The organism is Arthrobacter sp. 05T423, from assembly GCF_056396245.1.
Window position 1 is genome coordinate 1 of record NZ_JBFTLC010000014.1, and the last position, 22,243, is coordinate 22,243.

At 66.9% G+C, this 22,243-nt stretch carries 24 protein-coding genes; 15 read left to right on the plus strand and 9 right to left on the minus strand.

Features of this window, described 5'->3' with window-relative positions; translation table 11 throughout:
• Both AC1DFE_RS12050 and AC1DFE_RS12055 read left to right on the plus strand, forming a co-directional pair.
• Positions 1 to 636: 6-phosphofructokinase (locus AC1DFE_RS12050; protein ID WP_476906109.1), on the plus strand; the 636-nt coding region annotated here is incomplete at its 5' end.
• A 181-nt stretch (positions 637 to 817) separates the two neighbouring features.
• Complete coding sequence (locus AC1DFE_RS12055; RefSeq protein ID WP_476906110.1) at positions 818 to 1,534, plus strand: GNAT family N-acetyltransferase; 717 nt, start codon at positions 818 to 820, stop codon at positions 1,532 to 1,534.
• 12 nt (positions 1,535 to 1,546) lie between these two features.
• On the opposite strand, the gene AC1DFE_RS12060 is transcribed toward AC1DFE_RS12055, so the two are convergent.
• From AC1DFE_RS12060 to AC1DFE_RS12085, 6 genes are all read right to left on the minus strand, one after another.
• Positions 1,547 to 3,067: a DHA2 family efflux MFS transporter permease subunit gene (locus AC1DFE_RS12060; RefSeq protein WP_476906111.1), complete on the minus strand. Its 1,521-nt coding sequence runs from the start codon at positions 3,065 to 3,067 to the stop codon at positions 1,547 to 1,549.
• A 4-nt stretch (positions 3,068 to 3,071) separates the two neighbouring features.
• Positions 3,072 to 3,521, minus strand: coding sequence for an ankyrin repeat domain-containing protein (locus tag AC1DFE_RS12065; protein ID WP_476906112.1), 450 nt, complete (start codon positions 3,519 to 3,521; stop codon positions 3,072 to 3,074).
• The gene (ygfZ, locus tag AC1DFE_RS12070; protein ID WP_476906113.1) at positions 3,518 to 4,603 is read right to left on the minus strand and encodes a CAF17-like 4Fe-4S cluster assembly/insertion protein YgfZ; all 1,086 of its coding nucleotides are present in this window, start codon (positions 4,601 to 4,603) and stop codon (positions 3,518 to 3,520) included. Before ygfZ ends, AC1DFE_RS12065 begins: the two co-directional genes overlap by 4 nt.
• A gap of 41 nt (positions 4,604 to 4,644) precedes the next feature.
• A complete protein-coding gene (locus AC1DFE_RS12075; RefSeq protein ID WP_476906114.1) occupies positions 4,645 to 5,367 on the minus strand; it encodes a flavodoxin family protein in 723 nt (240 codons plus the stop codon).
• Between the two features lie 106 nt (positions 5,368 to 5,473).
• Complete coding sequence (locus AC1DFE_RS12080; protein ID WP_476906115.1) at positions 5,474 to 6,106, minus strand: nitrobindin family protein; 633 nt, start codon at positions 6,104 to 6,106, stop codon at positions 5,474 to 5,476.
• Between the two features lie 165 nt (positions 6,107 to 6,271).
• The gene (locus AC1DFE_RS12085) at positions 6,272 to 7,063 is read right to left on the minus strand and encodes a permease (RefSeq protein ID WP_476906116.1); all 792 of its coding nucleotides are present in this window, start codon (positions 7,061 to 7,063) and stop codon (positions 6,272 to 6,274) included.
• Between the two features lie 220 nt (positions 7,064 to 7,283).
• Here AC1DFE_RS12085 and AC1DFE_RS12090 point away from each other — a divergent pair, with 220 nt between their 5' ends.
• The 4 genes from AC1DFE_RS12090 (at position 7,284) to AC1DFE_RS12105 (ending at position 12,566) form a co-directional block, all read left to right on the plus strand.
• Positions 7,284 to 7,982 (plus strand): winged helix-turn-helix transcriptional regulator, encoded by a 699-nt coding sequence (locus AC1DFE_RS12090; RefSeq protein ID WP_307104363.1) that lies wholly within the window; start codon positions 7,284 to 7,286, stop codon positions 7,980 to 7,982.
• 274 nt (positions 7,983 to 8,256) lie between these two features.
• The gene (mshD, locus tag AC1DFE_RS12095; protein WP_476906117.1) at positions 8,257 to 9,228 is read left to right on the plus strand and encodes a mycothiol synthase; all 972 of its coding nucleotides are present in this window, start codon (positions 8,257 to 8,259) and stop codon (positions 9,226 to 9,228) included.
• 105 nt (positions 9,229 to 9,333) lie between these two features.
• Positions 9,334 to 11,583, plus strand: a complete 2,250-nt coding sequence (locus tag AC1DFE_RS12100; protein ID WP_476906118.1) for an RNA degradosome polyphosphate kinase — start codon at positions 9,334 to 9,336, stop codon at positions 11,581 to 11,583.
• Between the two features lie 11 nt (positions 11,584 to 11,594).
• On the plus strand, positions 11,595 to 12,566 hold the full coding sequence (locus tag AC1DFE_RS12105; RefSeq protein WP_476906119.1) for an NUDIX hydrolase: 972 nt from the start codon (positions 11,595 to 11,597) through the stop codon (positions 12,564 to 12,566).
• Positions 12,567 to 12,729: 163 nt separating this feature from the next.
• On the opposite strand, the gene AC1DFE_RS12110 is transcribed toward AC1DFE_RS12105, so the two are convergent.
• Complete coding sequence (locus AC1DFE_RS12110; RefSeq protein ID WP_476906120.1) at positions 12,730 to 12,912, minus strand: hypothetical protein; 183 nt, start codon at positions 12,910 to 12,912, stop codon at positions 12,730 to 12,732.
• Positions 12,913 to 13,514: 602 nt separating this feature from the next.
• Here AC1DFE_RS12110 and AC1DFE_RS12115 point away from each other — a divergent pair.
• The 9 genes from AC1DFE_RS12115 (at position 13,515) to asd (ending at position 19,841) form a co-directional block, all read left to right on the plus strand.
• A complete protein-coding gene (locus tag AC1DFE_RS12115; RefSeq protein WP_476906121.1) occupies positions 13,515 to 14,324 on the plus strand; it encodes a hypothetical protein in 810 nt (269 codons plus the stop codon).
• Complete coding sequence (locus AC1DFE_RS12120; RefSeq protein WP_476906122.1) at positions 14,321 to 14,758, plus strand: GntR family transcriptional regulator; 438 nt, start codon at positions 14,321 to 14,323, stop codon at positions 14,756 to 14,758. Before AC1DFE_RS12115 ends, AC1DFE_RS12120 begins: the two co-directional genes overlap by 4 nt.
• Positions 14,759 to 14,767: 9 nt before the next feature.
• The gene (locus tag AC1DFE_RS12125; RefSeq protein ID WP_476906123.1) at positions 14,768 to 15,571 is read left to right on the plus strand and encodes a thymidylate synthase; all 804 of its coding nucleotides are present in this window, start codon (positions 14,768 to 14,770) and stop codon (positions 15,569 to 15,571) included.
• The gene (locus AC1DFE_RS12130) at positions 15,568 to 16,152 is read left to right on the plus strand and encodes a dihydrofolate reductase (RefSeq protein WP_476906124.1); all 585 of its coding nucleotides are present in this window, start codon (positions 15,568 to 15,570) and stop codon (positions 16,150 to 16,152) included. The genes AC1DFE_RS12125 and AC1DFE_RS12130 overlap by 4 nt, the downstream gene beginning before the upstream one ends.
• A 3-nt stretch (positions 16,153 to 16,155) precedes the next feature.
• Positions 16,156 to 16,374, plus strand: coding sequence for an NF038396 family protein (locus AC1DFE_RS12135; protein WP_476906125.1), 219 nt, complete (start codon positions 16,156 to 16,158; stop codon positions 16,372 to 16,374).
• A gap of 117 nt (positions 16,375 to 16,491) precedes the next feature.
• Positions 16,492 to 17,571, plus strand: a complete 1,080-nt coding sequence (locus tag AC1DFE_RS12140; protein WP_476906126.1) for a WXG100 family type VII secretion target — start codon at positions 16,492 to 16,494, stop codon at positions 17,569 to 17,571.
• A 9-nt stretch (positions 17,572 to 17,580) separates the two neighbouring features.
• A complete protein-coding gene (locus AC1DFE_RS12145) occupies positions 17,581 to 18,228 on the plus strand; it encodes a hypothetical protein (RefSeq protein WP_476906127.1) in 648 nt (215 codons plus the stop codon).
• Positions 18,221 to 18,622 (plus strand): hypothetical protein, encoded by a 402-nt coding sequence (locus AC1DFE_RS12150; protein WP_476906128.1) that lies wholly within the window; start codon positions 18,221 to 18,223, stop codon positions 18,620 to 18,622. The genes AC1DFE_RS12145 and AC1DFE_RS12150 overlap by 8 nt, the downstream gene beginning before the upstream one ends.
• A gap of 76 nt (positions 18,623 to 18,698) precedes the next feature.
• A complete protein-coding gene (gene asd, locus AC1DFE_RS12155) occupies positions 18,699 to 19,841 on the plus strand; it encodes an aspartate-semialdehyde dehydrogenase (RefSeq protein WP_476906129.1) in 1,143 nt (380 codons plus the stop codon).
• 162 nt (positions 19,842 to 20,003) lie between these two features.
• Here asd and AC1DFE_RS12160 read toward each other — a convergent pair whose 3' ends face one another.
• Entirely contained in the window at positions 20,004 to 21,110 is a 1,107-nt protein-coding gene (locus AC1DFE_RS12160) for a winged helix DNA-binding domain-containing protein (RefSeq protein ID WP_476906130.1), read from the minus strand.
• A gap of 45 nt (positions 21,111 to 21,155) precedes the next feature.
• Positions 21,156 to 22,223: a UDP-N-acetylmuramate dehydrogenase gene (locus AC1DFE_RS12165; protein WP_476906131.1), complete on the minus strand. Its 1,068-nt coding sequence runs from the start codon at positions 22,221 to 22,223 to the stop codon at positions 21,156 to 21,158.
• Positions 22,224 to 22,243 lie beyond the last annotated feature (20 nt).

Genomic DNA, 22,243 nt, shown 5'->3' on the forward strand with positions numbered 1-22,243 from the left:
GACGCCACCGACTACACCTTCGGCTTCGACACGGCGGTGCAGATCGCTACTGAGGCAATCGACCGGCTCCGGACCACCGGCGAATCCCACCACCGCTGCATGATCGCCGAGGTCATGGGCCGCCACGTCGGCTGGATCGCCCTGCACGCAGGTATGGCCTCGGGCGCCCACGCCATCCTGATTCCTGAACAGAAGACCAGCATCGAGCAGATCACCAAATGGGTGACCGAGGCCCATGACCGTGGCCGCGCCCCGCTCGTCGTGGTGGCCGAAGGCTTCGTGCCGGAGCACATGGAATCACCGCACTCCGAGCGCGGCCTGGACACCTTCGGCCGGCCGCGGCTTGGCGGGATCGCAGACCAGCTGGCTCCGGAAATCGAAGCCCGGACCGGCATCGAGACCCGCGCCACCATCCTGGGCCACATCCAGCGCGGGGGTGTTCCTTCTGCCTATGACCGCGTGCTGGCCACCCGGCTGGGCATGGCCGCCGTCGACTCCGTGGTGGACGGCCGTTGGGGCACCATGGTGGCCCTCAAGGGAACGGACATCGAACACGTGGGCTTCGACGCTGCCCTAGGCAAGCTCAAGACCGTCCCGCAGCACCGCTACGACGAGGCCGCGGTCCTCTTCGGCTAAGCCTGCTCGGCTTCCCCGCTCCCTGTGTTCCAGCAGCGCGAACCGGCAGATAATGCCCTGTTTTCTTGTTTTTGAGGGCATTATCTGCCAGTTCGCGCTTTGTTACAGGGCCGCAGGTATCCGTCACTCGGGGCGGCGAGGGCTGGGCACGTGGGGCGGCGGGGATCGGTAGGCTGGGATCATGAGTCTTGACCCCGGATCCGCCGCCATCATCCAGCTTGCCTGGGCGCGCCGCCTGGAGCTCGACGACGGCGCTTTCGCCCGTGCGCTGGAAACCGGCGAGCGGATCACCAGGGTTGACGATTCCGCGCACTCGGTCGAGTTCGTGCGATTGTTCGGCAGTTCAGCCCTGGTGGGCCCGCAGTGGGCGCTGGACGCCGCGGCCGACATCGCTGATGAGGAGATGGCCCAGCACGTCACCCTGCTGACCATCACCCGCCAGCACGGCGGGCACGGCCAGGGCTCGGCGGCGCTCTTCTTCGCCGACGACCTGCCGCTGCTGCAGCTGGCCGAGGAGCTGACGGTCTCACACGGCAACCCGGAGGCCATCGAGCTGGAGGGCTTGTGCCCGCCCGACGATGTGAACGAGGTGGGCCTGTCCGACCTGGAGAACCGCTACACCATCATTCACGACGACGAGGGCCGGCGCGTGCCGGTGGCGTGCGGCGCCTACTCGGAATGGGAAGGAATCCTGGCCCACATGGGGGTTCTCGTGGCTCCCGAATGGCGCCGCCGCGGGCTGGGATCGCTGGCGGCGTCGGTGGCCGCCCACGAAGCCCTGGCCTCCGGCCTGACGCTGCAATGGCGCACCGACGTCAGCAACAAGGGCTCGCTGGCCACGGCACGCAGCCTCGGCTTTTCCACCGGCGGCATCCAGACTAGCGTGCTGCTCGGCTAGCGTGCTGCTCGGCTAGCGCGAAGTAGCCTCCGCGTCCTGGCCGGCGGCCGGACGCTGGCTGCCGCCCCAGCCCTGGACCGCCTTGGGCCGGGCGAAGAACAGGGCCACCGCGGCGCCCAGCACGATCACAGCTGCAGGCAGCATGATCGACTGGCCCATCGCCGTCGCGAAGCCGTCATGGAGGGCCGGCGGCAACTGGCCGCCGAAACCGCCGGCCTCACCGCCGCTCCCGGACGTTCCGCCGGGTGCCGCCGGAAGTTCGGCAGCGAGCCTGGACTGCATGAGGACGGCAATGGCGGCGCTGCCAAGGACGGCGCCGATCTGCCGCGTGGTGTTGTAGACGCCCGCGCCGGCTCCCGCCTGCCGCATCGGCAGGTTGCGGGTGGCGGTGGAGCTCAGCGGCGCCCAGATGCCTGCGTTCGCGAAGCCCAGCACGGCGCTCGGCAGCAGGAACAGCCACACGGGGGTGTCCGGATGCATGAGGGCAGAGTTCCAGAACAGTGCCACGGCCATCAGCAGCAATCCCGTGGACGTGATGTATTTGGGGTTGACCCGGTCGATGATCTTGCCCACCAGGGGCGCCAGGCCGCCGGAGATCAGCGCCATGGGCGCCATCATGAGGGCAGACTGTGTTGGGGTCATGTCCCGCACGATCTGGTAGTAGAAAATCAGCGGCAAGCTAAAGGCGGTGACGGTGAATCCCACGGTGGTGATCCCGATGTTCGCCAGCGAGAAGTTGCGGTCCCGAAAGAGGTCCAGCGGGAGCAGCGGCTCACCCTTGTTCGCCGCCTGCCAGCCGACAAAAAGCGCCAGCACCACGATTCCGCTGATGATCAGGCCCCATACCGTGACCGGCCCCGCGATGGTTCCCCAGTCGTATGTCTCGCCTTCCTGGATGCCGAACACCAGCAGGAAAAGCCCGGCGGCGCTGAGCACCACACCGGGCACGTCGAACTTGTGCGGGTGGGTGGTGAGGGACGGAACGAAGCGCCAGGCCAGGATGAAGCCCACGATCCCGACGGGCACGTTGATGAAGAAGATCCACTCCCAGCCAAGGCCGTCCACGAGCACGCCGCCCAGGATGGGTCCAACGAGCGTGGCCACCCCGGCAGTGGCACCCCACAGGCCCATGGCGGCGCCGCGGCCGTTCGGGGGGAAGATCCTGGTGATGACGGCCATGGTCTGCGGGGCCATCAGCGCTGCGCCGAGGCCCTGCAGGACGCGGGCGGCGATGAGCATCCCGACCGTGCCTGACAGCCCGCACCACAGCGAGGCGAGGGTGAACACCACGAGGCCGGAAAGGTAAAGCCGCTTCGGCCCGAACCTGTCGCCGAGCCTGCCGGTGATCAGCAGCGGCACCGCATAGGCCAGCAGATAGGCGCTGGTGACCCAGATAACGGCGTTGATGTCCGTATCCAGGCCCTCCATGATGCGCGGGTTGGCCACGGAAACGATCGTGGTGTCGATCAGGATCATGAAGAAGCCGATGACGAGGGACCAGAGTGCAGGCCAGGGCCTGTTGACGTTCTCCAAAACCTCAGCCCAACAATTCCAGGATGTCGGCGCGGGCGAACATCTGGGCGGCGGCACGCGCGGAGGGGGTGCCGGCGTCGGGATCTGCCCCCGCGTCGATCAGCACCCGGGCGACGTCCGAGTACCCCTTGAAGACGGCACCGGCCAGCGGGGTCTGTCCGCGGTCGTTCGCGGCGTTGGCGTCCCCGCCGTGGTGCAGGATCAGCTGCACGGTTTCGGCGTGGCCGTGGTAGGCGGCGAGCATGAGCAGCGAGTCACCGGCGGAGTTGGTCAGCGTGGCCGGCGCACCGGCGCTGAGGTAGCTGCGCAGCAGTTCGGCGTCACCATTGCGGGCGGCGTCGAAGAGCGTGTGTGCCAGGGCGAGGGTTTCCTCGTCGGGCTGCCCCGGTGTGGGCTGCTCCTGCGAAGCCGGCTGCTGCGAAGCGTTGGCTCCGGACGTGGTGGAGTCTGTCATTTGTGGGTCCCCCTCAGGAATCCTGTCTGCCTTCCGACGACCTGTCCGGCGTCGGGCGCCACGATCACTTCCTGCGCGGCTGTGTACGGTTCGTCCCCGTCCATAATCGTCAGTATTTCATCCGGGGCGACCGAACGCTTGATGACGGCCAGCGCGATGGGGCCCATCTCGTGGTGCTGCGCCACGGAGGTCACGGTACCCACTTTGCGCTCCCCCACCCGGACTTCGCTGCCGGGGGCCGGCATGGTGTGCTGGGAGCCGTCTAGCTGCAGGAACACGAGGCGCCGCGGCGGGTGGCCGAGGTTGTGCACGCGGGCAATCGTCTCCTGGCCCTTGTAGCAGCCCTTCGCCAGGTGCACCGCAGTCCGGAGCAGGTCCAGTTCGTGCGGAATGGTCTTGTCGTCCGTTTCGGCGCCGAGCCTCGGACGCCAGGCAGCCACGCGCAGGGCCTCGGCGGAGAGGACGCCGGCGAGCTTGCGGTCCCCCACCGTCTGCACAAGTTCGGGGGCCGGCACGAGGTACTCGAACCAGGGGCGTTCAGCGCCGGGGTGGGTGTCCTCGGGGACCACGGCGTAGGAGTAGCCGCCGGCCCCCACGTGCGGCCAGGGGTCCTGCCACACCAGCAGGGCTGACCATTCGGGCACAGCCTTGGTGGATCCCACCACAGCCCAGTCCGCGGAGACGTCCGCTACCTCAACCCGGAGCATGAACTTCATCCTGGTCAGCCACTCGGCCAGCGGACCCGCTTCGGCCGCCTCGACAATGAGCCAGGTGGTCCCGCCGTCGTCCACGACGCGCGCATCAAACTCGATGCGGCCCTGCACGCTCAGGAGCAGCAGCTCGCTGGACTCACGGGGCTGCAGATTGGTGACCTGCTGGGAGGACAGCGTGTTGAGCCAGCTGAGGCGGTCCGGTCCGGTGACCGTCACCACGCCGCGGTGGGAAAGATCAACGACGGCGGTTCCGGCCGCGAGGGCGCGCTGCTCCCGGAGCGGCTCGCCGTAGTGGGACGCGACGCCGGCGTCGGCGCCGCCCGCTTCAACGGCGCCAGGGCGCGACAACAGAGGGCTCTTGATAGTCATATGAAGGGGAACGTCCTTGGCTGGGAGGGTATTCCGGCCACCTAGCGGTACTCCGGGTTTTCGAAACCAAACTTGGTTCCGGCCTTCCATTCTTCCGGAAGGTTGCCGTAGGCGGGAATTCCGCCGGCGTCCTTGAGTGTCCGGGCCAGGTGCAGGAGGTTCCACGTCATGAACGTGGTGTTCCGGTTCGTGAAGTCGCTTTCCGGTCCGCCCGAGCCCTCGTCCAAATAGCTGGGCCCCGGCCCTACGGGACCGATCCAGCCGGCATCGGCCTGGGGCGGGATGGTGAAGCCGATGTGCTGCAGGCTGTAGAGGACGTTCATGGAGCAGTGCTTGATGCCGTCCTCATTGCCGGTGATCAGGCAGCCGCCCACCTTCGGATAGAAGGCCCACTGGCCCTTCCCGTTGAGCTGTCCCGAGTGGGCGTAGAGCCTCTCGATGAGCTTCTTGGTCTGCGAGGAGTTGTCCCCCAGCCAGATGGGCCCGGCCACCACCACGATGTCCGCTTCTTTTACGGCCGGGTAAAGCTCCGGCCACGCATCGGTTGCCCAGCCGTGCTCGCGCATGTCCGGATAGACGCCGCTGGCGATGTCATGGTCGACAGTCCGGATGACCTGGGTGGCCACACCCTGCTTCTCCATGATCAGCCGGCTCACCGTGATCAGGCCCTCGGTGTTGCTCTTCTCCGGCGAACGCTTGAGCGTGCCGTTGAAGTACACCGCCTTAAGGTCGCTGTAGTCAGCCGGGGGCTGGGATTCATCCATCGGTCACTCCATCGGTTGCTGTGGACTCAGGCTGTGAGACCTGAGGCCAAAGTAGCCGAAGGGAGCGCCGGCGAACAGAGGGTGTGGAACAGCAGGGTGGCGGCGGTCAGGAGACCTTTTTAAGAAAGGCCGAGGCGTGGGCTTCGAGGCCGTTGCCGGCCTCCGAGACCGTGCCGCTGACCGAGGGGCTGCCGGTGGCCACGTCCCAGCGCCACAGCAGGTTGCCGTCAACCAGTCCGAAGATCCGGGTGGCCGCGCTGTAGTCCTTGGAGTGGCTGCCGCGCATCACCATGTCGGTGCTGAGCTGGATCTGCGGCCCCTTGATCTGGCCGTAGTACAGCTCTGAAATGCCGCCCGGGTGGCTGATCGAAACCGAGATGTCGAAGCCGCCATCCTTGTTGCGGAGGACTTCGACCTCGTCGGCGCTTTTCAGCACGGGCACGATGTCCCCGGGAACCAGGCCGGGGCCGCTGTCGGCCTCCAGCTGTTTGCGCTCCAGAGCCCAAAATCCGGTCTCAACTGTGAGTGGCCGGAGCTTGGTGCCGTCCTCGTCGGTCAACCAGCTTTCCGCACGGTACTGCAGGTAGGGCAGACCGTTGTGGGTGAAGGAAACATGCTGCAGGAAGTGCTCTGAACTTTCATCACCGGCCCCGAGCCGGCCACGGCCTTCCCACTCGCCAATGAGCCAGGAGAGGGGAACCAGTTCGGGGGTCAGGTCTGTAGGAATCTCAATAGGCACAGCCGCTACCTCTCGAAACCGCTAAGCAGGGGTTCTACCGCTGTCCTTTGAACAGGCGGTAAACAACAAAACCGGCAAACCAGGCCATGGAAAGGCTGGCGACGCCGAGCAGGACAAGGAAGAAGATTTCAAATGCAAGTACGGACATGATGCCATCCTAACGCGTCAGGAGATGAGTAGTTTGTCTATGAAGTAGGCGAGCGAACCGACCGCCGCGATGGGCGCCAGACCCATTCCCAGGGCAGCCGGAAAGTTCAGCGGAGTGCCCCGGAGAGTCACCAGCCTGCGGAAACTGACCAGGACCGCGCCCACCACCACGCCGAACACCGCGGCGGGCAAAACCGCAATGTCGGAGAACACCAGGCCGGCAAGCGGCCCGGCGAGTCCGGCCAGGGTGATGCCGAGGGGCGCAATGATCCGGTCCGGCCAGCGGATGAGCCCGGTAAGCAATGCGACGGCGGCGCTGATGCCGGCCACCAGCACCATTTCCTTGACGCCGTTGAACCTCGCCCCGGCGATCCATCCCGAACCCAGGCAGGACAGGAGGACGCCCACGCAGCAGCCGAGCGTCGACTCGAGGCGCTGCGCCTGGCCGGTGCCGCGCACCAGCTGGACGAGGAAGACGGCGGTGACGCCCAGGGCGATGAAGCCGGGCGTCCAGTTGAGGTAGCCAGGGGCTGCGGCGAAGGCGGCGGCAACGGCCGAGCCGGCCCCTGACAGACCGATCACGGCGGCGAGGGTCTTCTTGGCCGGGATTTCCAGGTAATGCGGCCAGCCGACGCCGATGGCCAGCGCAATCAGTACGGCAACGGCGAGGAGGACGTCGGGGGTCCGGAAGACGCTGGCCACGAGCGTGGCCAGGCCAGCCAGGCCAACGATCCCGATGCTCCACGACTTCAGCGTCCGGCCTGCAGCAGCCGGAACACCCACGTCCGGAGCGGGCCCCGGCGTTCTCATTTCGGACTCTGCACTCAATCTGCTGCGACCTCATCCTGGCTGTGCCGTTGACGGGCAGGGCTCTGCCCCCTGACGGTTTCAATCCTGCCCTATGTGAACGCCATATGTCGTAAATAAGGCACGTGGGTGAGCCAGACCAGTATCCGTCCGGGGGCCGTTGGGTATACTCAAACATCAGCTCAGTCGCCCGACGATGCGCGGACAGCCCCATGGAGGAACAATGTCGCACATCCTGTTACTGACCAACAGCACCGGCTCATCGGTGGACATTCTGCCTGCCTTGGAGCTCCTGAACCACCGGGTGCATATCCTCCCCGCCGAGCCCACCGCACTGCTCGAGACAGACCCCTGCGACATCGTGCTCCTGGACGCGCGAAAAGACCTCGTCGGCGCCCGCTCCCTTACCCAACTCCTGAAGGCCACCGGCCTGAGCGCGCCGCTGGTGCTGATCCTCACAGAAGGCGGCATGGCCGCCGTCTCCTCCGCCTGGGCCGTCGACGACATCGTGCTCGACTCCGCCGGCCCCGCCGAAGTGGAGGCCCGGATCCGGCTGTCCGTTGCCCGTGCTGTACCGGAGCAGGAGGAGGCCCCCTCCGAGATCCGGGCTGCCGGCGTCGTCATTGACGAGGCGAGCTACACGGCGCGCGTCAACGGGGCAGCCCTGAACCTGACCTTCAAGGAATTCGAACTCCTGAAGTACCTGGCGCAGCACCCTGGCCGGGTATTCACCCGGCAGCAGCTCCTCACCGAGGTGTGGGGCTACGACTACTACGGCGGCACCAGGACCGTGGACGTGCACGTCCGGCGGCTCCGCGCCAAGCTGGGCGCAGACCACGAGAACCTCATCAGCACGGTGCGCAACGTCGGTTACCGGCTCACGCTGATTCGCCAGCAGGAGGACGAGCTCACCGAGGCCTAGGCCCCGGCGCCCTGGCCGCAAGGCCCCTGCCACAAGCGGAATTAGGCATCAGAAAATGCAGAACGGCCCGGCTCACCAGAGCCGGGCCGTTCTGCATCGAAACTGAATTCAGATAACTGAGTGGAGGACATACGGGTCGAACGTATCGAGGCCACCCCAGTGGTGGATCCCCCTCACAACTGCCATAAATGGCGGCTGAGGTAACGACTATACGGGGCGCCACGGCCTGTTCCAAATCGGGCATGCACGCGCGGCGTCCGTATAGCCTTACAGCATGAGTTCTGCGCACCCGGAGAAATGGCCCGTCCTTGTCATCAAGGGCGGTGTGGACGAAGAGCTGCTGCGGGACGTCGGGGCACTATTGGCGGCCGCGGAAGAGTCGGACGGCAATCCCCCCGTCTCCGAACAGACCCTCGTGACCATGCGCGCGGCGGACGCAGGGCCGCACACTCTGCTGACGCTTGCCCTCTACGCACCCGACGAGCAGTCAGACCCCGCCACGGCGCAGGACCTGGCCGGTTTCGCCGTGGTTGTCGAGGAACCGGACGGGACGGGTGTGGTGGAAATCGCAGTGCACCCCAGCTACCGGAACCAAGGCGTGGCGGACCGGCTAGTCGGCACGCTCAAGTCCTCCCGCGGACTGGAGGGGCTCAAGGCCTGGTCCCACGGAAACCACGAGGCGGCAGCGGACCTGGCCGCCCGGTACGGCTATGGCCCGGTACGGGAGCTGTGGAAGATGCGGCTCACCACCGCGGCCGCAGAGCTGCCCGACGCCGGCCTACCGGACGGTGTAACGCTGCGCGCCTTTGTGCCGGGCAAGGATGAGGACGCCTGGCTGGCGGCCAACCGGGAAGCCTTCGCGCACCACCCGGAGCAGGGGTCCCTGACCAGGGCCGACCTGCAGGCCCGGATGGACGAACCCTGGTTCGATCCCGCAGGCTTCCTGCTGGCCGAGGACCGGGACGGCCGGCTGCTCGGCTACCACTGGACCAAGGTGCATCCGCAGCACGGGCCCCACCCGGCCATCGGCGAAGTGTACGTCGTCGGCGTTACGCCCGCCGCCCAGGGCATGGGCCTGGGCAAGGCGCTGACCATCGCCGGGATCCGGCACCTCCAGCAGCAGGGCCTGCACGCCGTCATGCTGTACACCGATGCGGACAACACCCCGGCCGTCTCGCTATACCGCAGGCTGGGCTTCACGCGGTGGGATATGGACGTCATGTACGGACCGGTTGGGGAACGCTAATCCGGCTCCCTGACGCTTGGTCCGGCCGCCCCGAAATCTTCGGGTCCCGGACCCGTGAATGCTTGTAAGGTTGAAACTAAACCCGCCAGTACTCAAGGAGAGCGCATGCAACCGGAATCCGCCGGAACAGCCACGACCGAAATCAAGGCGGCCCCCGTGCGTGCCCGGTTCGGTTCCTCCGAAGTGCCGGCGTCCCGCGCCACGCAGGACCGGATCGACATCCCCGAGTTCGCCGCCATCCTGGAACCCGAAGGCGAGATCAGCCCGGACCGGTTCCTGGACCGCGAGCTGAGCTGGCTGGCGTTCAACGCCCGGGTCCTCGAACTTGCCGAAGATCCCGACCTGTACCTGCTGGAACGCGTCAACTTCCTCTCGATCTTCGCCTCCAACCTTGACGAGTTCTTCATGGTCCGCGTGGCCGGCCTGAAGCGCCGCATCGCCACCGGACTCGCCGTCCCCTCCCCCGCCGGGCTGAGCCCCGTCCAGGTCCTGGAACAAATCGGCGAGGCTGCCCACCGCCTGCAGCAGCGGCACGCCCAGGTCTACGCTGAGCAGATCAGGCCGGCCCTGGCCTATGAGCACATCCACCTCGTGCACTGGGACGAACTCGACGACGAAGCCCGGCACCGGCTCAGCGCCATGTTCGCGGAAAAGGTCTTCCCCATCCTCACCCCGCTGGCCGTGGACCCCGCCCACCCCTTCCCCTACATCTCGGGCCTTTCCCTGAACCTGGCCGTGGTGGTCCGGAACCCGGTCAGCGACAAGGAGCTTTTCGCCCGCGTCAAGGTGCCGGACCAGCTGCCCCGCCTGATCTCCGTTGACGGCCCCCGGGCCGGCTCGGTGCCCGGCCGCGTGGCCCGGTTCATCGCCCTCGAGGAAGTCATTGCCGTCCACCTGCACCAGCTCTTCGCCGGTATGGAAGTCCTGGAGCACCACACCTTCCGCGTAACCCGCAACGAGGACGTCGAGGTGGAGGAGGACGACGCCGAGAACCTCCTGCAGGCGCTCGAGAAGGAACTGCTGCGCCGCCGGTTCGGCCCGCCCGTCCGGCTGGAGGTCACCAACGACATCAACCCGAACATCCGGGCGCTGCTGATCCGTGAACTCGGCGTGGAGGAATCCGAGGTCTATTCCGTTCCGGCACCGCTGGACCTGCGCGGCCTGTCCGTGATCGGCAACATCGACCGCGCGGACCTGCACTACCCCAAACATGTGCCCCACACCTCCCGGTACCTGAATGAGTCCGAGACGTCCAAGGCCGCCAACGTGTTCGCCGCCATGCGCCGCCGCGACATCCTGCTGCACCACCCCTACGATTCCTTCTCCACGTCCGTGCAGGCATTCCTGGAACAGGCGGCGGCGGACCCCAAGGTGCAGGCAATCAAGCAGACCCTGTACCGCACCTCCGGTGACTCCCCCATCGTCGATGCCCTCATCGACGCCGCCGAGGCAGGCAAGCAGGTGCTGGCCCTCGTGGAGATCAAGGCCCGCTTCGACGAGCAGGCGAACATCTCCTGGGCCCGCAAGCTTGAGCAGGCCGGCGTCCACGTGGTCTACGGCATCGTGGGCCTGAAGACCCACTGCAAGCTCTCCCTGGTGGTCCGCCAGGAGGTGGACGGGTTGCGCCGCTACTGCCACATCGGCACCGGCAACTACCACCCGCGGACCGCGCGCTACTACGAGGACCTTGGGCTCCTGACCGCCAACGAGCAGGTGGGCGAGGACCTCTCCAAGCTGTTCAACCAGCTGTCCGGATACGCTCCGAAGTCGACGTTCAAGCGCCTCCTCGTGGCGCCCCGGTCCGTGCGTTCGGGACTGATCGACAGGATCGAAGCCGAAATCCGCAACGCCCGTGCAGGCATTTCCGCGCGCGTTCAGATCAAGGTCAACTCCATGGTGGATGAGTCCATCATCGATTCCCTGTACCGCGCTTCCCAGGCCGGCGTGAAGGTGGACGTCATTGTCCGCGGCATCTGCTCGCTGCGGCCCGGCATCCCCGGGCTGAGCGAGAACATTACGGTCCGCTCCATCCTCGGCCGGTTCCTTGAACACTCACGCGTGTTCGCGTTTGCAAACGGCGGCGACCCCGTGGTGTACATCGGTTCCGCAGACATGATGCACCGCAACCTGGACCGCCGCGTGGAGGCGCTGGTTCAGCTGTCCGGCGGCGAGGACACCTCCTACGTCCTGGATCTGATGCGCCGGTACATGGACCCGGAGACGTCCAGCTGGCACCTGGACAGCGACGGCGAGTGGACCCGGCACCACCTGGGGGAAGACGGCAGCAAGCTCGATGACGTCCAGTCATGGCTCCTGGCATCACGATCCCGGCAGCGCGCCGTCGTCCGGCGGTAGGAACCCGGCCTTTGAAGAGCAGCGACTCACCCATAGCGGATCAGACGGATCACCCGGGCGAGCCGGTCGCCGTCACGGCCGCCGGCGCCCTGCCTTGGCGCGTCAAGAAGGACCAGCTTGAAGTCCTCCTGATCCACCGGCCGCGCTACGACGACTGGTCATGGCCCAAGGGAAAGATTGACCCGGGCGAAACGGTGCCCGAGTGCGCAGTCCGCGAGGTGGACGAGGAGATCGGCCTCCGCGCGCCGCTGGGCATCCCGCTCCCGCCCATTCACTACCACGTCTCCGCCGGGCTGAAGATTGTGCACTACTGGGCCGTGGAGGTCACCGACAATTCCCTCCGGCCCGACGGCAAGGAAGTGGACAGCGTCATGTGGTGCTCGCCGGAGCGTGCGGCGGCGCTGCTGTCCAACCCGTCGGACCGGGCGCCGCTGGAGTACCTGGCCGCCGCGCATGCCCGCAGGGAACTGCACACCTGGCCCCTCCTCATCGTCCGCCATGCCAAGGCCAAACCGCGCTCGTCGTGGACCAAGGCAGAAGGCGAACGGCCCCTGGCCGCCACGGGCATCCGGCAGGCGCAGGCCGTGCACCGGCTGCTGAAGGCGTGGAAGCCGCTGCGCGTGGTCAGCAGCCCGTGGCTGCGCTGTGTGGCGACGATCGCCCCCTACGCGAAGTCCTCGGACGCCAAGGTAAAACTGGTGGATGCGCTGACGGAGCACCGGCATGCCCGCAACCCCAAAAAGACCGCTGCCGCGGTGGACGCCTTGTTCGACAAGCAGCGTGCGGTGGTGCTGTGCACTCACCGGCCGGCCCTGCCCACGGTGTTGGACCAGCTGGCCGGCTACATGAGCCCGCGGCTCAAGGGCCTGCTGCCGGTGGCCGACCCATACCTCGCCCCGGGCGAAATGATCATCTGCCACGTGGCCCATGGCAGCAAGAGCAGGATCGTCTCTGTGGAGCAGTTCAAGCCCTTCGACGACTGAGTCCGCCAGGAAGCTGCTGCACCTCCACCTTGACCGCGCCAGCTTTGTATCAATACTTGGTACAAAGCTGGCGCTTCAAGGGATCATTGGGGGATCTGATGCCGACACAGTTTTACCTGCCGCCCATGGCTCTGTTGGGGCCGCTGATCGCCGCGCTGGGCATTTACGGGCTGCTGCGCTGGCTGATCTGGGCGCCGGGCGGCGGCACCTCGCCGAAGTCGATTTCAGACCATGCGCTCTGGGTCGGCGTCATCGGCTGGCTGGCCAGCACGCTGCAGGGAGCAGCGAACGCCGGCATCATTCCCCTCAACCCCCAGACGCCGTCGCTGCAGCAACCGGCTGACATCCTGGAAACCCTGGCCTGGCCGGTGGCCGGCTGCCTCGGTGTCCACGCGCTGGGCCAACTCAGCTACCCGGGTCCCCGCGGTCCGCGGCGACTGGCAACCCTGTCCGTCCGGCGGGTCAGGGACTTCCTTCCACGGAAGCTCGCGTGGACCACGTTCGGCATTTTCGCCGCCTCGGCCGCGAGCATCGCCTGGGAGGCGATGCAACCGGCGTACCGTCCGTTGCCTTACGGTTCCCCCCACTACGGGGGACCCGGCTCCACGGTTGGCGGAGACGGGCGCATTGCCGGCACCGAGCTGGCGGCCTGCCTTGGCGCGGCGCTCCTGCTGCTGGCGGCCGGAACCACCCTGGTGCTGTGGCTGATTTCCCACCGCCGGCAGCTCGAAGCGCTGGACGCCGGCGACAACGTTCTCCTCCGCACGATTGCGATGAACCGTTTGCTGCGGACGGTCTCCACTGTCGCCGCGGGCCTGGCGGCCATTGCCTGCAACTACGCCACCCGCCCGGATCCCGCCGTCACCACCACATGGATCAACCCCGTCGGACTGTTGCCCGTGGTGTTGCTGTTCGTGATGTGGCTCTGGCAGCCGCCGCAGCTGGTCAGTGTACGTCCGCGCAAAGTCCCGCCGCAGGTCGGCGTCGTCCTCCGGCCGGAAAGGCATCCGGAACCTCCGCAGCGAGAAGCATCCCGCCGCTGCACTCACCGTGTCCCTCGGCGCCCTCCTCGGGCTCGCCGCGGTGGCGCCCGGGTTCGCCGTCCTGTTCCTTCTGGACTCCACCAATCCGGTCCGTGCCACCGTGATCTCGGCCGTGATGGCCGGCTGTGTCCTGCTGACCATCCTGGCCGGCGAACGGCTCCTCGAACGGAATTACGGTGCTTCCCCGGCCCGCCGCGGCTGGCCCGTCCGGCCGGTGGCACCTGCCCTCCTCACCGCCGCCGTCATTGGCCTCCTGCTGCTGGCGGTCGTGATGGTCATGACCGCCGTCGGAGAAGCGGCGCTTGGGTCCGGAACACCGGCGCTGCCGGGCTGGATCCCGACGGCGGTGGCAACGGCCGCCGTCGCCGTCACGGCTGTGCCCGCTACCCTAGCCGTGCGCCGGCGCCGCGGCATCCTCACCCCGGATGACGGACTGGACGCGGCGCTCCGCGCCGTCACCCTCAACAGGATCATGCGAATTCTTGCCGCCTTCCTGCTGGCACAGGCGGGCGGCCTGTTGATATCGGGGAACCGGACGTGGGGTGCCTTGCTCGGATCGCCGACAGTTCCGGCAGAAATGTGGGAAGGGACGGCGGCCGCCGCCGGGTACGTGCTGGTAGCAGCCGCGGTGGCGCTATCCCTGATTCGCGTGACCGCTTTCGGCCCGGGGGGCCTGCCCGCCGTTCGGCGCGCACCGGTGGACCCTGCGCAATGACAGCGGGCATTTCCGTGGACCTCGGCTCCCCCACTCCCCCGTACGAGCAAATCCGGCTGCAGATCAGCGCGCTGATCGCCGCGGGCGGGCTCACGGCCGGGACCCGGTTGCCGGCAGTCCGCCGCCTCGCGGCAGACCTGGGGCTTGCCGCCGGGACCGTCGCCAGAGCGTACAAGGAACTTGAGCAGTCCGGGCTGACTGAGACGCGGCGCCGGAACGGAACCGTCATCGTCGGGCTTCCGGCGTCCGGTGCCGCCGGTTCCGGTGCCGCCGGCTCCGGCGAGATCGCGGCGGAACTGGGTGCCGCCGTCGAACGTCTCATCCAGGCTGGCACCAACGCGGGCCTGCCCGATGAGGAGCTTCTGGCACTGCTCCGTGCTGGCCTGCAGCGGCGCCGCGGCCTGCCTTCGGGCTCGCCGACGAGCTCCGACTAGACTGGACCCGTGAGCATCCCAACGCCCTATGAAGACCTTTTGCGCGACGTCATGGCCAACGGCACGCACAAATCAGACCGCACCGGCACCGGCACCAGCAGCGTTTTCGGCCGCCAAATTCGCTTTGATCTGGGCGAAAGCTTCCCGCTGATCACCACCAAGCGGGTGCACTTCAAGTCCGTTGCCGTCGAACTGCTGTGGTTCCTCCGCGGCGACACCAACGTCAAGTGGATGCAGGACCAGGGCGTCACCATCTGGAACGAATGGGCGGACGCCGACGGTGAACTCGGGCCGGTCTACGGCGTGCAGTGGCGCAGCTGGCCCACACCGGACGGGGGCCACATCGACCAGATCGCCGAGCTCGTGGACAGCCTGAAGTCGAACCCGGACTCGCGCAGGCACATCGTCTCGGCTTGGAACGTGAGCGAGCTCAAGGACATGGCACTCCCGCCTTGCCACGCGTTCTTCCAGTTCTACGTGGCCGACGGCAAGCTCTCCTGCCAGCTGTACCAGCGCTCCGCGGACATGTTCCTCGGGGTGCCGTTCAACATCGCTTCCTACTCACTCCTGACCTGCATGCTCGCCCAGCAGGCCGGCCTCGAGCCCGGCGAATTCGTCTGGACCGGCGGGGACGTGCACATCTACGAAAATCACATGGACCAGGTCCTGAAGCAGCTGGAGCGGGAACCGTACGAATACCCGCAGCTGAAGATCACCCGCAAGCCGGAGTCGATCTTCGACTACACGCTGGACGACTTCGAAGTGGTGGGCTACCGGCACCACCCCACGATCAAGGCGCCGATCGCCGTATGAACACGGAGGGCACTATGGACGGGCAGGCTTTCAGCGAGGACATCGCCGCAGGGATGACCGGAATCGGACTCGTGTGGGCCCAGACGCCTGCCGGGGTCATCGGCAAGGACGGCGACATGCCGTGGAACCTGCCCGAGGACCTGTTGCACTTCACCAGGGTCACCACGGGCCATCCCGTCATCATGGGCCGCAAGACCTGGCTGTCCTTCCCGGAAAAGTACCGTCCGCTGCCCAACCGGACCAACATCGTCATCACCCGGCAGGAAAACTGGGGCAGCTCGCCCGAGGCGGAGGGCGCCGTCGTGGTTAAATCCCTCGATGACGCCCTGCTGGAATCCCAGTTCGCCCCAGGCTGCGAAGCAGTATGGATCCTCGGCGGTGGCGAAATTTTCAAGGAGTCCACCGGCCTGGCCAACGTCGCTGTGGTCACCACGATCGACGTGGACGCCGACGGCGACACGTACGCCCCGGAGCTCGGCGACGGCTGGGTGGCCGGCACTTCCGTGCCCTCCGACGGCTGGCTGACGGGAGCCAACGGCACCCGCTACCGGTTCACCAAATGGAACCGCTCGGAAGGTTAGAAGATGCTGCGTAAACCCGAAACCCTCTTCGTGCTCGGCTACATGCTGCTGCCGCTGTTTGCCCTGCTGTCCGCGATTGTTGGCCTGACCATGATCCTGGGCGGCAACAAGATCGCCGGCATCATCGTGCTGGTGGTAGTGACGCAGGTGTTCACCTTCGGTGCCTTCTTTGCCCTGCGCGCCCGCAAGACCGCGATGCTGGAGGAGCCCCGCCGCCAGTAGCGTCAGCATGGGGAGTGCTGCCCATCGCGGCGGTCTGGCGTCCGAACTAGAGTGATGGCTGGACTTAGCAGCAACCGGCTCCGCGCGGTCGGTCAGGATTTGGGGGGATGAGCCGCAGTGACAGGTAATTTGTGGGGCGCCGACGTCACGCAGCTTCGCACTCTTGCGCAGCAGTTCGGCAAGGTCTCCGACACCCTGCTGCAGACGTCATCGCAACTGACGAACCAGATCAACAACAACCCTTCCTGGACGGGCAACGACGCCACCCAGTTCCGCTCCGACTGGAACGGCAACCACCGGGCGCTCATCCAGCAGACGGCGCGCGTCCTCAAGGACGAATCGCGCAAGCTGCTGGACAACGCCAACGAGCAGGAGAAGGCCAGCGACGCTTCCCCGGGCTCCGCCGGCGGTCCCGTCACCCTTGGCGATCCCGGCGGATCGCTGGCCGGCGTACTGGGCGGGGTGCTGCTCGGGGGCGTCGGCGCGCTCAAGGCTGGCATGACCATCCAGAAGTTCATCAAGGCCCCGCTCACCCTGGCCAAGCACGTCGGCCAGTACGGCTGGGTGCTGAAGAACCAGCGGGCCGATTTCATCAAGTCGTTTCTGCAGGGGCGCCACCGCATTGGTGGCGCTGGCTTTGCTGCTCACAGGCTGCTCGGAAACTCTGCCCTGGACGACCTGCTGAAGGGGTCTGCATCCGCTCATCGCGGGCTCGGGGTGATCGACAAGGCTTCCGACATCGCGTCACTGAAGAACCTGAACAAGCACGTTGGCATTCTTTCCAGGTTGGGCCCTGTCCTGGAAGAGAAGCCTTGGCTCGGCGCCGGCACCAAGCTCGAATGGCTGGGCAAGTCGGGCCTCGCACGCGGACTTGGCTGGGCTGGCGTCGGCTTCAGCGCCTACGACTCCGTGAAGAGCTTTTCTGAGGGTGACATCAAGGGCGGCCTGGGCGGCGCGCTAAAGACTGGCCTTGGCGTGGGATGTTTCATGCCGCCTCCGGCCGGGACTGTATGCCAGGTGGCCAGCGTCGGCATTGCTGTGTACGAGAATTGGGACACCATCAGCAGCGTCGGAAAGAATATCGGCGAGGGAGTGGTCAATGCCGTGAAGGATCCCGGAAAGTTCGTCAGCGACTCGAAGGATACGTTGGTTGATGCAGGTAAGTCCGTGGGCAAGTTCCTCGGATTCGGCGGCTAGGAGAGAAGCATGACTGTTCAGGACCCAACCCAGCAGGAGCCGCGCCTCGGCGTCGACGTCATCGGTTTCGGCGTGGGCGAGTTTGCCTATTTGCTCAACGTTTTCGAGGGCCCGGCCCGCGACCGTTCCGTCAGCGTTTTCCGTGCAGAAGAGATGGTCGACGACGTCACCCTGTCCACCGCAGGTGCATCGTCACTGCTGGCACGGGACCTGGCCGCTGTTGATGACGACGGCGATCTGGGCGTGAAAGGCGTGGCTGCTGCCGTCGCCACTGCGCTGGGCCACGCTATCCGGTGGACTGAGATCTCCCTCCTGACCAGCGAAACGATGGACAACGTGGCGCTGCTGGAAGCTCCTGGGGTTTCCCTGATGCTCCAGCCACGGCTCCTGGGCACCTGGTTCGTCTTTGCCCAGGATCCGGAAATCAGTTCAGCGGAAGCGACCTTGCGCGTTGTGCACCAGCACGTCGAGCAAAAACAAGGCGGTTCCGCGTACCTCGTTTTCAAGACCCTGACTTCAGAGCAGCACCTGCTGATCCGCCGCGAGGCCGACACGTGGTCCACCGGCATTCCGGACTTTGACAACGACAAGGTGGCCGAGACCGCTGGCGTTGACGACGCCGGTTTGCTCGCCGCGATTGAAGATGCCCGTGGCTAGGCACAGCGAAGGAATTCCGCAGGACCCCAACTATGCGCCTTCCGCGCCTCCCGCGGAGCAGCTGATGTATCGGAGGGCAGCAAACGGGGACATGGTGGGCTACTCGCGCGCCGAATACGGAGTGCGCAAGGACGACGGCGGAGGCCTTGTCAAGCCCGTCAACAGCTCCGGAGGCCTGCTCTTCCTCGCCGTCCTGGTGACCATCTGCTTCGGCGGGATGCTGTACGGCCTCGTCCAGATCGCCATCACGGGCCAGTGGCACATTCTGGGCGAAACCTGGTGGATGTTCCTGTTGATCCTTATCCCCCTCTTCGCCGGCTGGTCCGGCTACTTCAGGGAGCGCCGGGCCGAGAAGCTGCGCAAAGCCCGGAGCCTTCCACGGCCCGTCGACTGAGGTCTTTTCACCCCGTGTGGCAGTGGCGGTGACGTAACCGACTGCGGCCTGCCAAATCCAAAGATAAACTGGCTCAATGACTACAGCAGCTACTCCGTCCGTTGGACTGGTCGGTTGGCGCGGCATGGTCGGCTCCGTCCTGATGCAGCGCATGCAGGACGAGGGCGACTTCGCCAGCATCAACCCGGTATTTTTCTCCACCTCAAACGCAGGAGGTGCCGCCCCGGCTATTGCCGGTGCTGCCGCGGGCGCGGCCGGCAAGCTCGAGGACGCCTTCGACGTCGAGACCCTGGCCAAGCTGCCGATTATCGTCACCGCCCAGGGCGGCGACTACACCAAGCAGGTCCACGGCGAGCTGCGCAGCCGGGGCTGGGACGGCCTCTGGATCGACGCCGCCTCCACCTTGCGCATGAACGACGACTCCATCATCGTCCTTGACCCCATAAACCGCGACGTCATCGACAAGGGCATCGCCAACGGCGTCAAGGACTTCATCGGCGGCAACTGCACCGTCTCCTGCATGCTCATGGGCCTCGGCGGCCTCTTCAAGAACGGCCTCGTCGAGTGGGGCACGTCCATGACCTACCAGGCCGCCTCCGGCGGCGGCGCGCGGCACATGCGCGAGCTGCTCACCCAGTTCGGCACGCTCAACGCCGAGGTCAGCACGGAACTGAACGACCCGGCGTCGGCCATTCTGGACATCGACCGCAAGGTGCTGGCCCACCAGCGCAACGGCGTCGACGCCACCCAGTTTGGTGTGCCGTTGGCCGGTTCCCTGATCCCGTGGATCGACGCCGACCTCGGCAACGGCCAGTCCAAGGAAGAGTGGAAGGCCGGTGTCGAGACCAACAAAATCCTCGGCACCTCGGACGAGAACCACGTGATCATGGATGGCCTCTGCGTGCGGATCGGGGCCATGCGCTCGCACTCGCAGGCGCTCACCCTGAAGCTGCGTGAGGACCTGTCTGTTGCCGAGATCGAAAAGCTGCTCGACGAGGACAACGAATGGGCCAAGGTGGTGCCCAACAACAAGGAAGCTTCGATGGCCGACCTGACCCCCGTGGCAGCCTCCGGCACCCTGACCATCCCGGTGGGGCGCATCCGCAAGCTCGAGATGGGCCCGCAGTACATCAGCGCCTTCACGGTCGGCGACCAGCTCCTCTGGGGCGCCGCCGAGCCGCTGCGCCGCATGCTCAACATCGCCACCGGCACGCTGTAGCCAGCTTCGCGTCACTCGACCGGCTCTGCCCCACACGACCGGCCCTCCCCGCACGACCGGCCCCCGGGCCGTCACGCGGGGCAGGGCCGGTTTTGTGTCTGCCCGGGTGAACGTGCCCGGGGACGGTCGCCCCTGGGCGGTCTGCGGCCAGGACGGGGACGGTCAGGACGCTAGGAACCGCTCGTACCGTTCGGCTGCGCGGCGGAAACCCGCCGTGGCCGCCGGGCCCAGGGGCTTCGCATCGTCGAACGGAAAAGGTACGACGGCGGCCGCCCGCCCGCTCCCCAGCCTCGCCCAGGTGCCGGTCACCTCGCCGCCGGCCACGATGGCCTTCTTGAACACCCCGTTGCCGCCGGGGACGATTTTCTGCGCGTGCTCGGCAGGCAGCACGATGCTGCGGTCCGTGTAGCCGAGGACGAACTCATCGAACCCCGGAAGGGCGAGAACCGCGCGCTGCCCGGGCACGCCGCCGTCCAGCAGAGCCGCGGTCTCCGGTGACAGCCAGTACTGCGTTCCGTCATGGGCCAGTTCCACGAGCTCGCCGCTCACCGCAGGCAGGGCCGTCCGCACCTCGGTCAGCGGAATGCTGGACCACCAGGCGAAGTCGCGCAGCGTGGCCGGTCCGTGGCCGCGCAGGTACCTCAGCAGCAGCTCTGCGATGCCCTCCTCACGGGCCAGGTCCCGTGAGCACGTGATCCAGCGGTCGAATGCAACGAACTTCTGCTGGTTGCCCTCCAGCGGTCCGGGCACCAGTGAGGCGCTCTGGCACAGCATCCACAGAAGGTGGATCCCGCGCTGGGCCTTGGTGGCCTGCCCGGCCGCTTCGTAGGCCGCGAAAAGCTCCTCCCGGCTGGCGGCCCGTCCGCCGTCTACCAGGCCGAGGGCTGTCTCCCGGGCCGCCTCCACGTCGCTACCGGTGATTTCCAGTTGCCGGTGCCGGCCGGCCGTGCCCTGGACCATCCGGTCTGTGGTGATGTTCAGGATCCAGCGCAGATCCTCGGGAGCCAGCAGGTGCAGCGTGCCCCGCATGGGCCACGAGCGGACCACGGCCCGGTCATCCAAGGCCCGGCGGACGTCGCTGAGGCCCGCGCCAGGAACCCGGGCGCCCGCAGCCCACAGAGCCGACTGCAGATCCTGGGCCTGCATCGCGGTCATCGCTCGGACGGCCTCCGGCACGCCGTTGAACCCTGGTCCCAGCAGCCCCTGCGATGCCAGCCTCAGCCGGCCCATCACCTTGAGTGAAACCCGGGTCCTCACAGCAGCTGCCATGAACCCATCCTAGGGCGCCGGCAACGCAGCAGGCGCCCGCAACCGCTAGAGCGCGAGCCCGATCAGGAGAGGTTCAGGGTGCAGTTCAATGCCAAAACGCCCGACGACGCCGGCACGCACCTCGCGTGCGATCGCCACCATGTCGGCGGCGCTGGCCGACCCGCGGTTGGTGATGGCCAGTGTGTGCTTGGTGGACAGCGAGGCCCGGCCGCCGGAGACGCTCCCGTTCTCCAGCCCAAAGCCCTTGCCGAAACCGGCGTGGTCGATCAGCCAGGCCGCGGACAGCTTAACCTGCCCGTCGGCACCGCCCGGGTACCTGGGTGCGGATTCGGGTAGCCCTGACGCCACCTCGGAGGGCACGATCGGGTTCGTGAAGAACGAACCCGTGGAATACGTGTCGCGGTCCGCCGGGTCCAGCACCATGCCCTTTGAGGCGCGCAGCCGCAGAACCTCCCGGCGCACGTCGTTGGAGTACGCACGCGCACCCTGTTCGACGCCCAGGACCCGCGCCAGCTCCGCATAGCGGATGGGAGCGCTCATGCGGCCCAGCGGCAGCTGGAATTCGACCGTCAGCACAACGTAGCGCGGAGAGCCGTTGACCGTGGTCTGCTTGAGGATCGAATCCCTGTACCCGAACTTCAGTTCCGAGCTGGTGAAGGTTTTCACGGCGTTGCGCTCCCGGTCCCAGGTGCGCACCGCGGCGATGGTCTGTGAGACGTCCGAGCCGTAGGCGCCAACGTTCTGCACAGGGGTGGCACCGGTGGCTCCCGGGATCCCGGACAGCGCCTCAATCCCCGACCAGGCGTGCAGCACTGCGTGCTTCACGAGCTCATCCCAGTTGTGGCCCGCCTGGACCACCACGGACACGCCGCCGCAGGAGTCCTCGGCGTTGACGCTGAACCCCTCCGAGGCAATCTTCACGACGGTTCCGGGGAACCCGTCGTCGGAAATCAGCAGGTTGGAGCCGCCGCCAATGATCAGCAGCTGCTCCCCGGCCGAGTCCGCGGCACGCACCGCCTCGATGATCTCGGCCTCGGTGCGGGCCTCGACGTAGTCGCCGGCGGGACCGCCGACGGCGGCCGTGGTCAGATCGGAAAGCATTGGAGGGGTCACCAGTCCAGCCTAGGGGAAGT

What these genes read in the sequence shown, in the direction of transcription:
- AC1DFE_RS12055 (WP_476906110.1), top strand. Translation starts at nt 818, where the DNA reads ATGAGTCTTGACCCCGGATCCGCCGCCATCATCCAGCTTGCCTGGGCG.
- AC1DFE_RS12065 (WP_476906112.1), bottom strand. Translation starts at nt 3,521, where the DNA reads ATGACAGACTCCACCACGTCCGGAGCCAACGCTTCGCAGCAGCCGGCT.
- ygfZ (WP_476906113.1), bottom strand. Translation starts at nt 4,603, where the DNA reads ATGACTATCAAGAGCCCTCTGTTGTCGCGCCCTGGCGCCGTTGAAGCG.
- AC1DFE_RS12075 (WP_476906114.1), bottom strand. Translation starts at nt 5,367, where the DNA reads ATGGATGAATCCCAGCCCCCGGCTGACTACAGCGACCTTAAGGCGGTG.
- AC1DFE_RS12085 (WP_476906116.1), bottom strand. Translation starts at nt 7,063, where the DNA reads ATGAGAACGCCGGGGCCCGCTCCGGACGTGGGTGTTCCGGCTGCTGCA.
- AC1DFE_RS12090 (WP_307104363.1), top strand. Translation starts at nt 7,284, where the DNA reads ATGTCGCACATCCTGTTACTGACCAACAGCACCGGCTCATCGGTGGAC.
- mshD (WP_476906117.1), top strand. Translation starts at nt 8,257, where the DNA reads ATGAGTTCTGCGCACCCGGAGAAATGGCCCGTCCTTGTCATCAAGGGC.
- AC1DFE_RS12100 (WP_476906118.1), top strand. Translation starts at nt 9,334, where the DNA reads ATGCAACCGGAATCCGCCGGAACAGCCACGACCGAAATCAAGGCGGCC.
- AC1DFE_RS12110 (WP_476906120.1), bottom strand. Translation starts at nt 12,912, where the DNA reads ATGTCAGCCGGTTGCTGCAGCGACGGCGTCTGGGGGTTGAGGGGAATG.
- AC1DFE_RS12120 (WP_476906122.1), top strand. Translation starts at nt 14,321, where the DNA reads ATGACAGCGGGCATTTCCGTGGACCTCGGCTCCCCCACTCCCCCGTAC.
- AC1DFE_RS12130 (WP_476906124.1), top strand. Translation starts at nt 15,568, where the DNA reads ATGAACACGGAGGGCACTATGGACGGGCAGGCTTTCAGCGAGGACATC.
- AC1DFE_RS12135 (WP_476906125.1), top strand. Translation starts at nt 16,156, where the DNA reads ATGCTGCGTAAACCCGAAACCCTCTTCGTGCTCGGCTACATGCTGCTG.
- AC1DFE_RS12145 (WP_476906127.1), top strand. Translation starts at nt 17,581, where the DNA reads ATGACTGTTCAGGACCCAACCCAGCAGGAGCCGCGCCTCGGCGTCGAC.
- asd (WP_476906129.1), top strand. Translation starts at nt 18,699, where the DNA reads ATGACTACAGCAGCTACTCCGTCCGTTGGACTGGTCGGTTGGCGCGGC.
- AC1DFE_RS12160 (WP_476906130.1), bottom strand. Translation starts at nt 21,110, where the DNA reads ATGGCAGCTGCTGTGAGGACCCGGGTTTCACTCAAGGTGATGGGCCGG.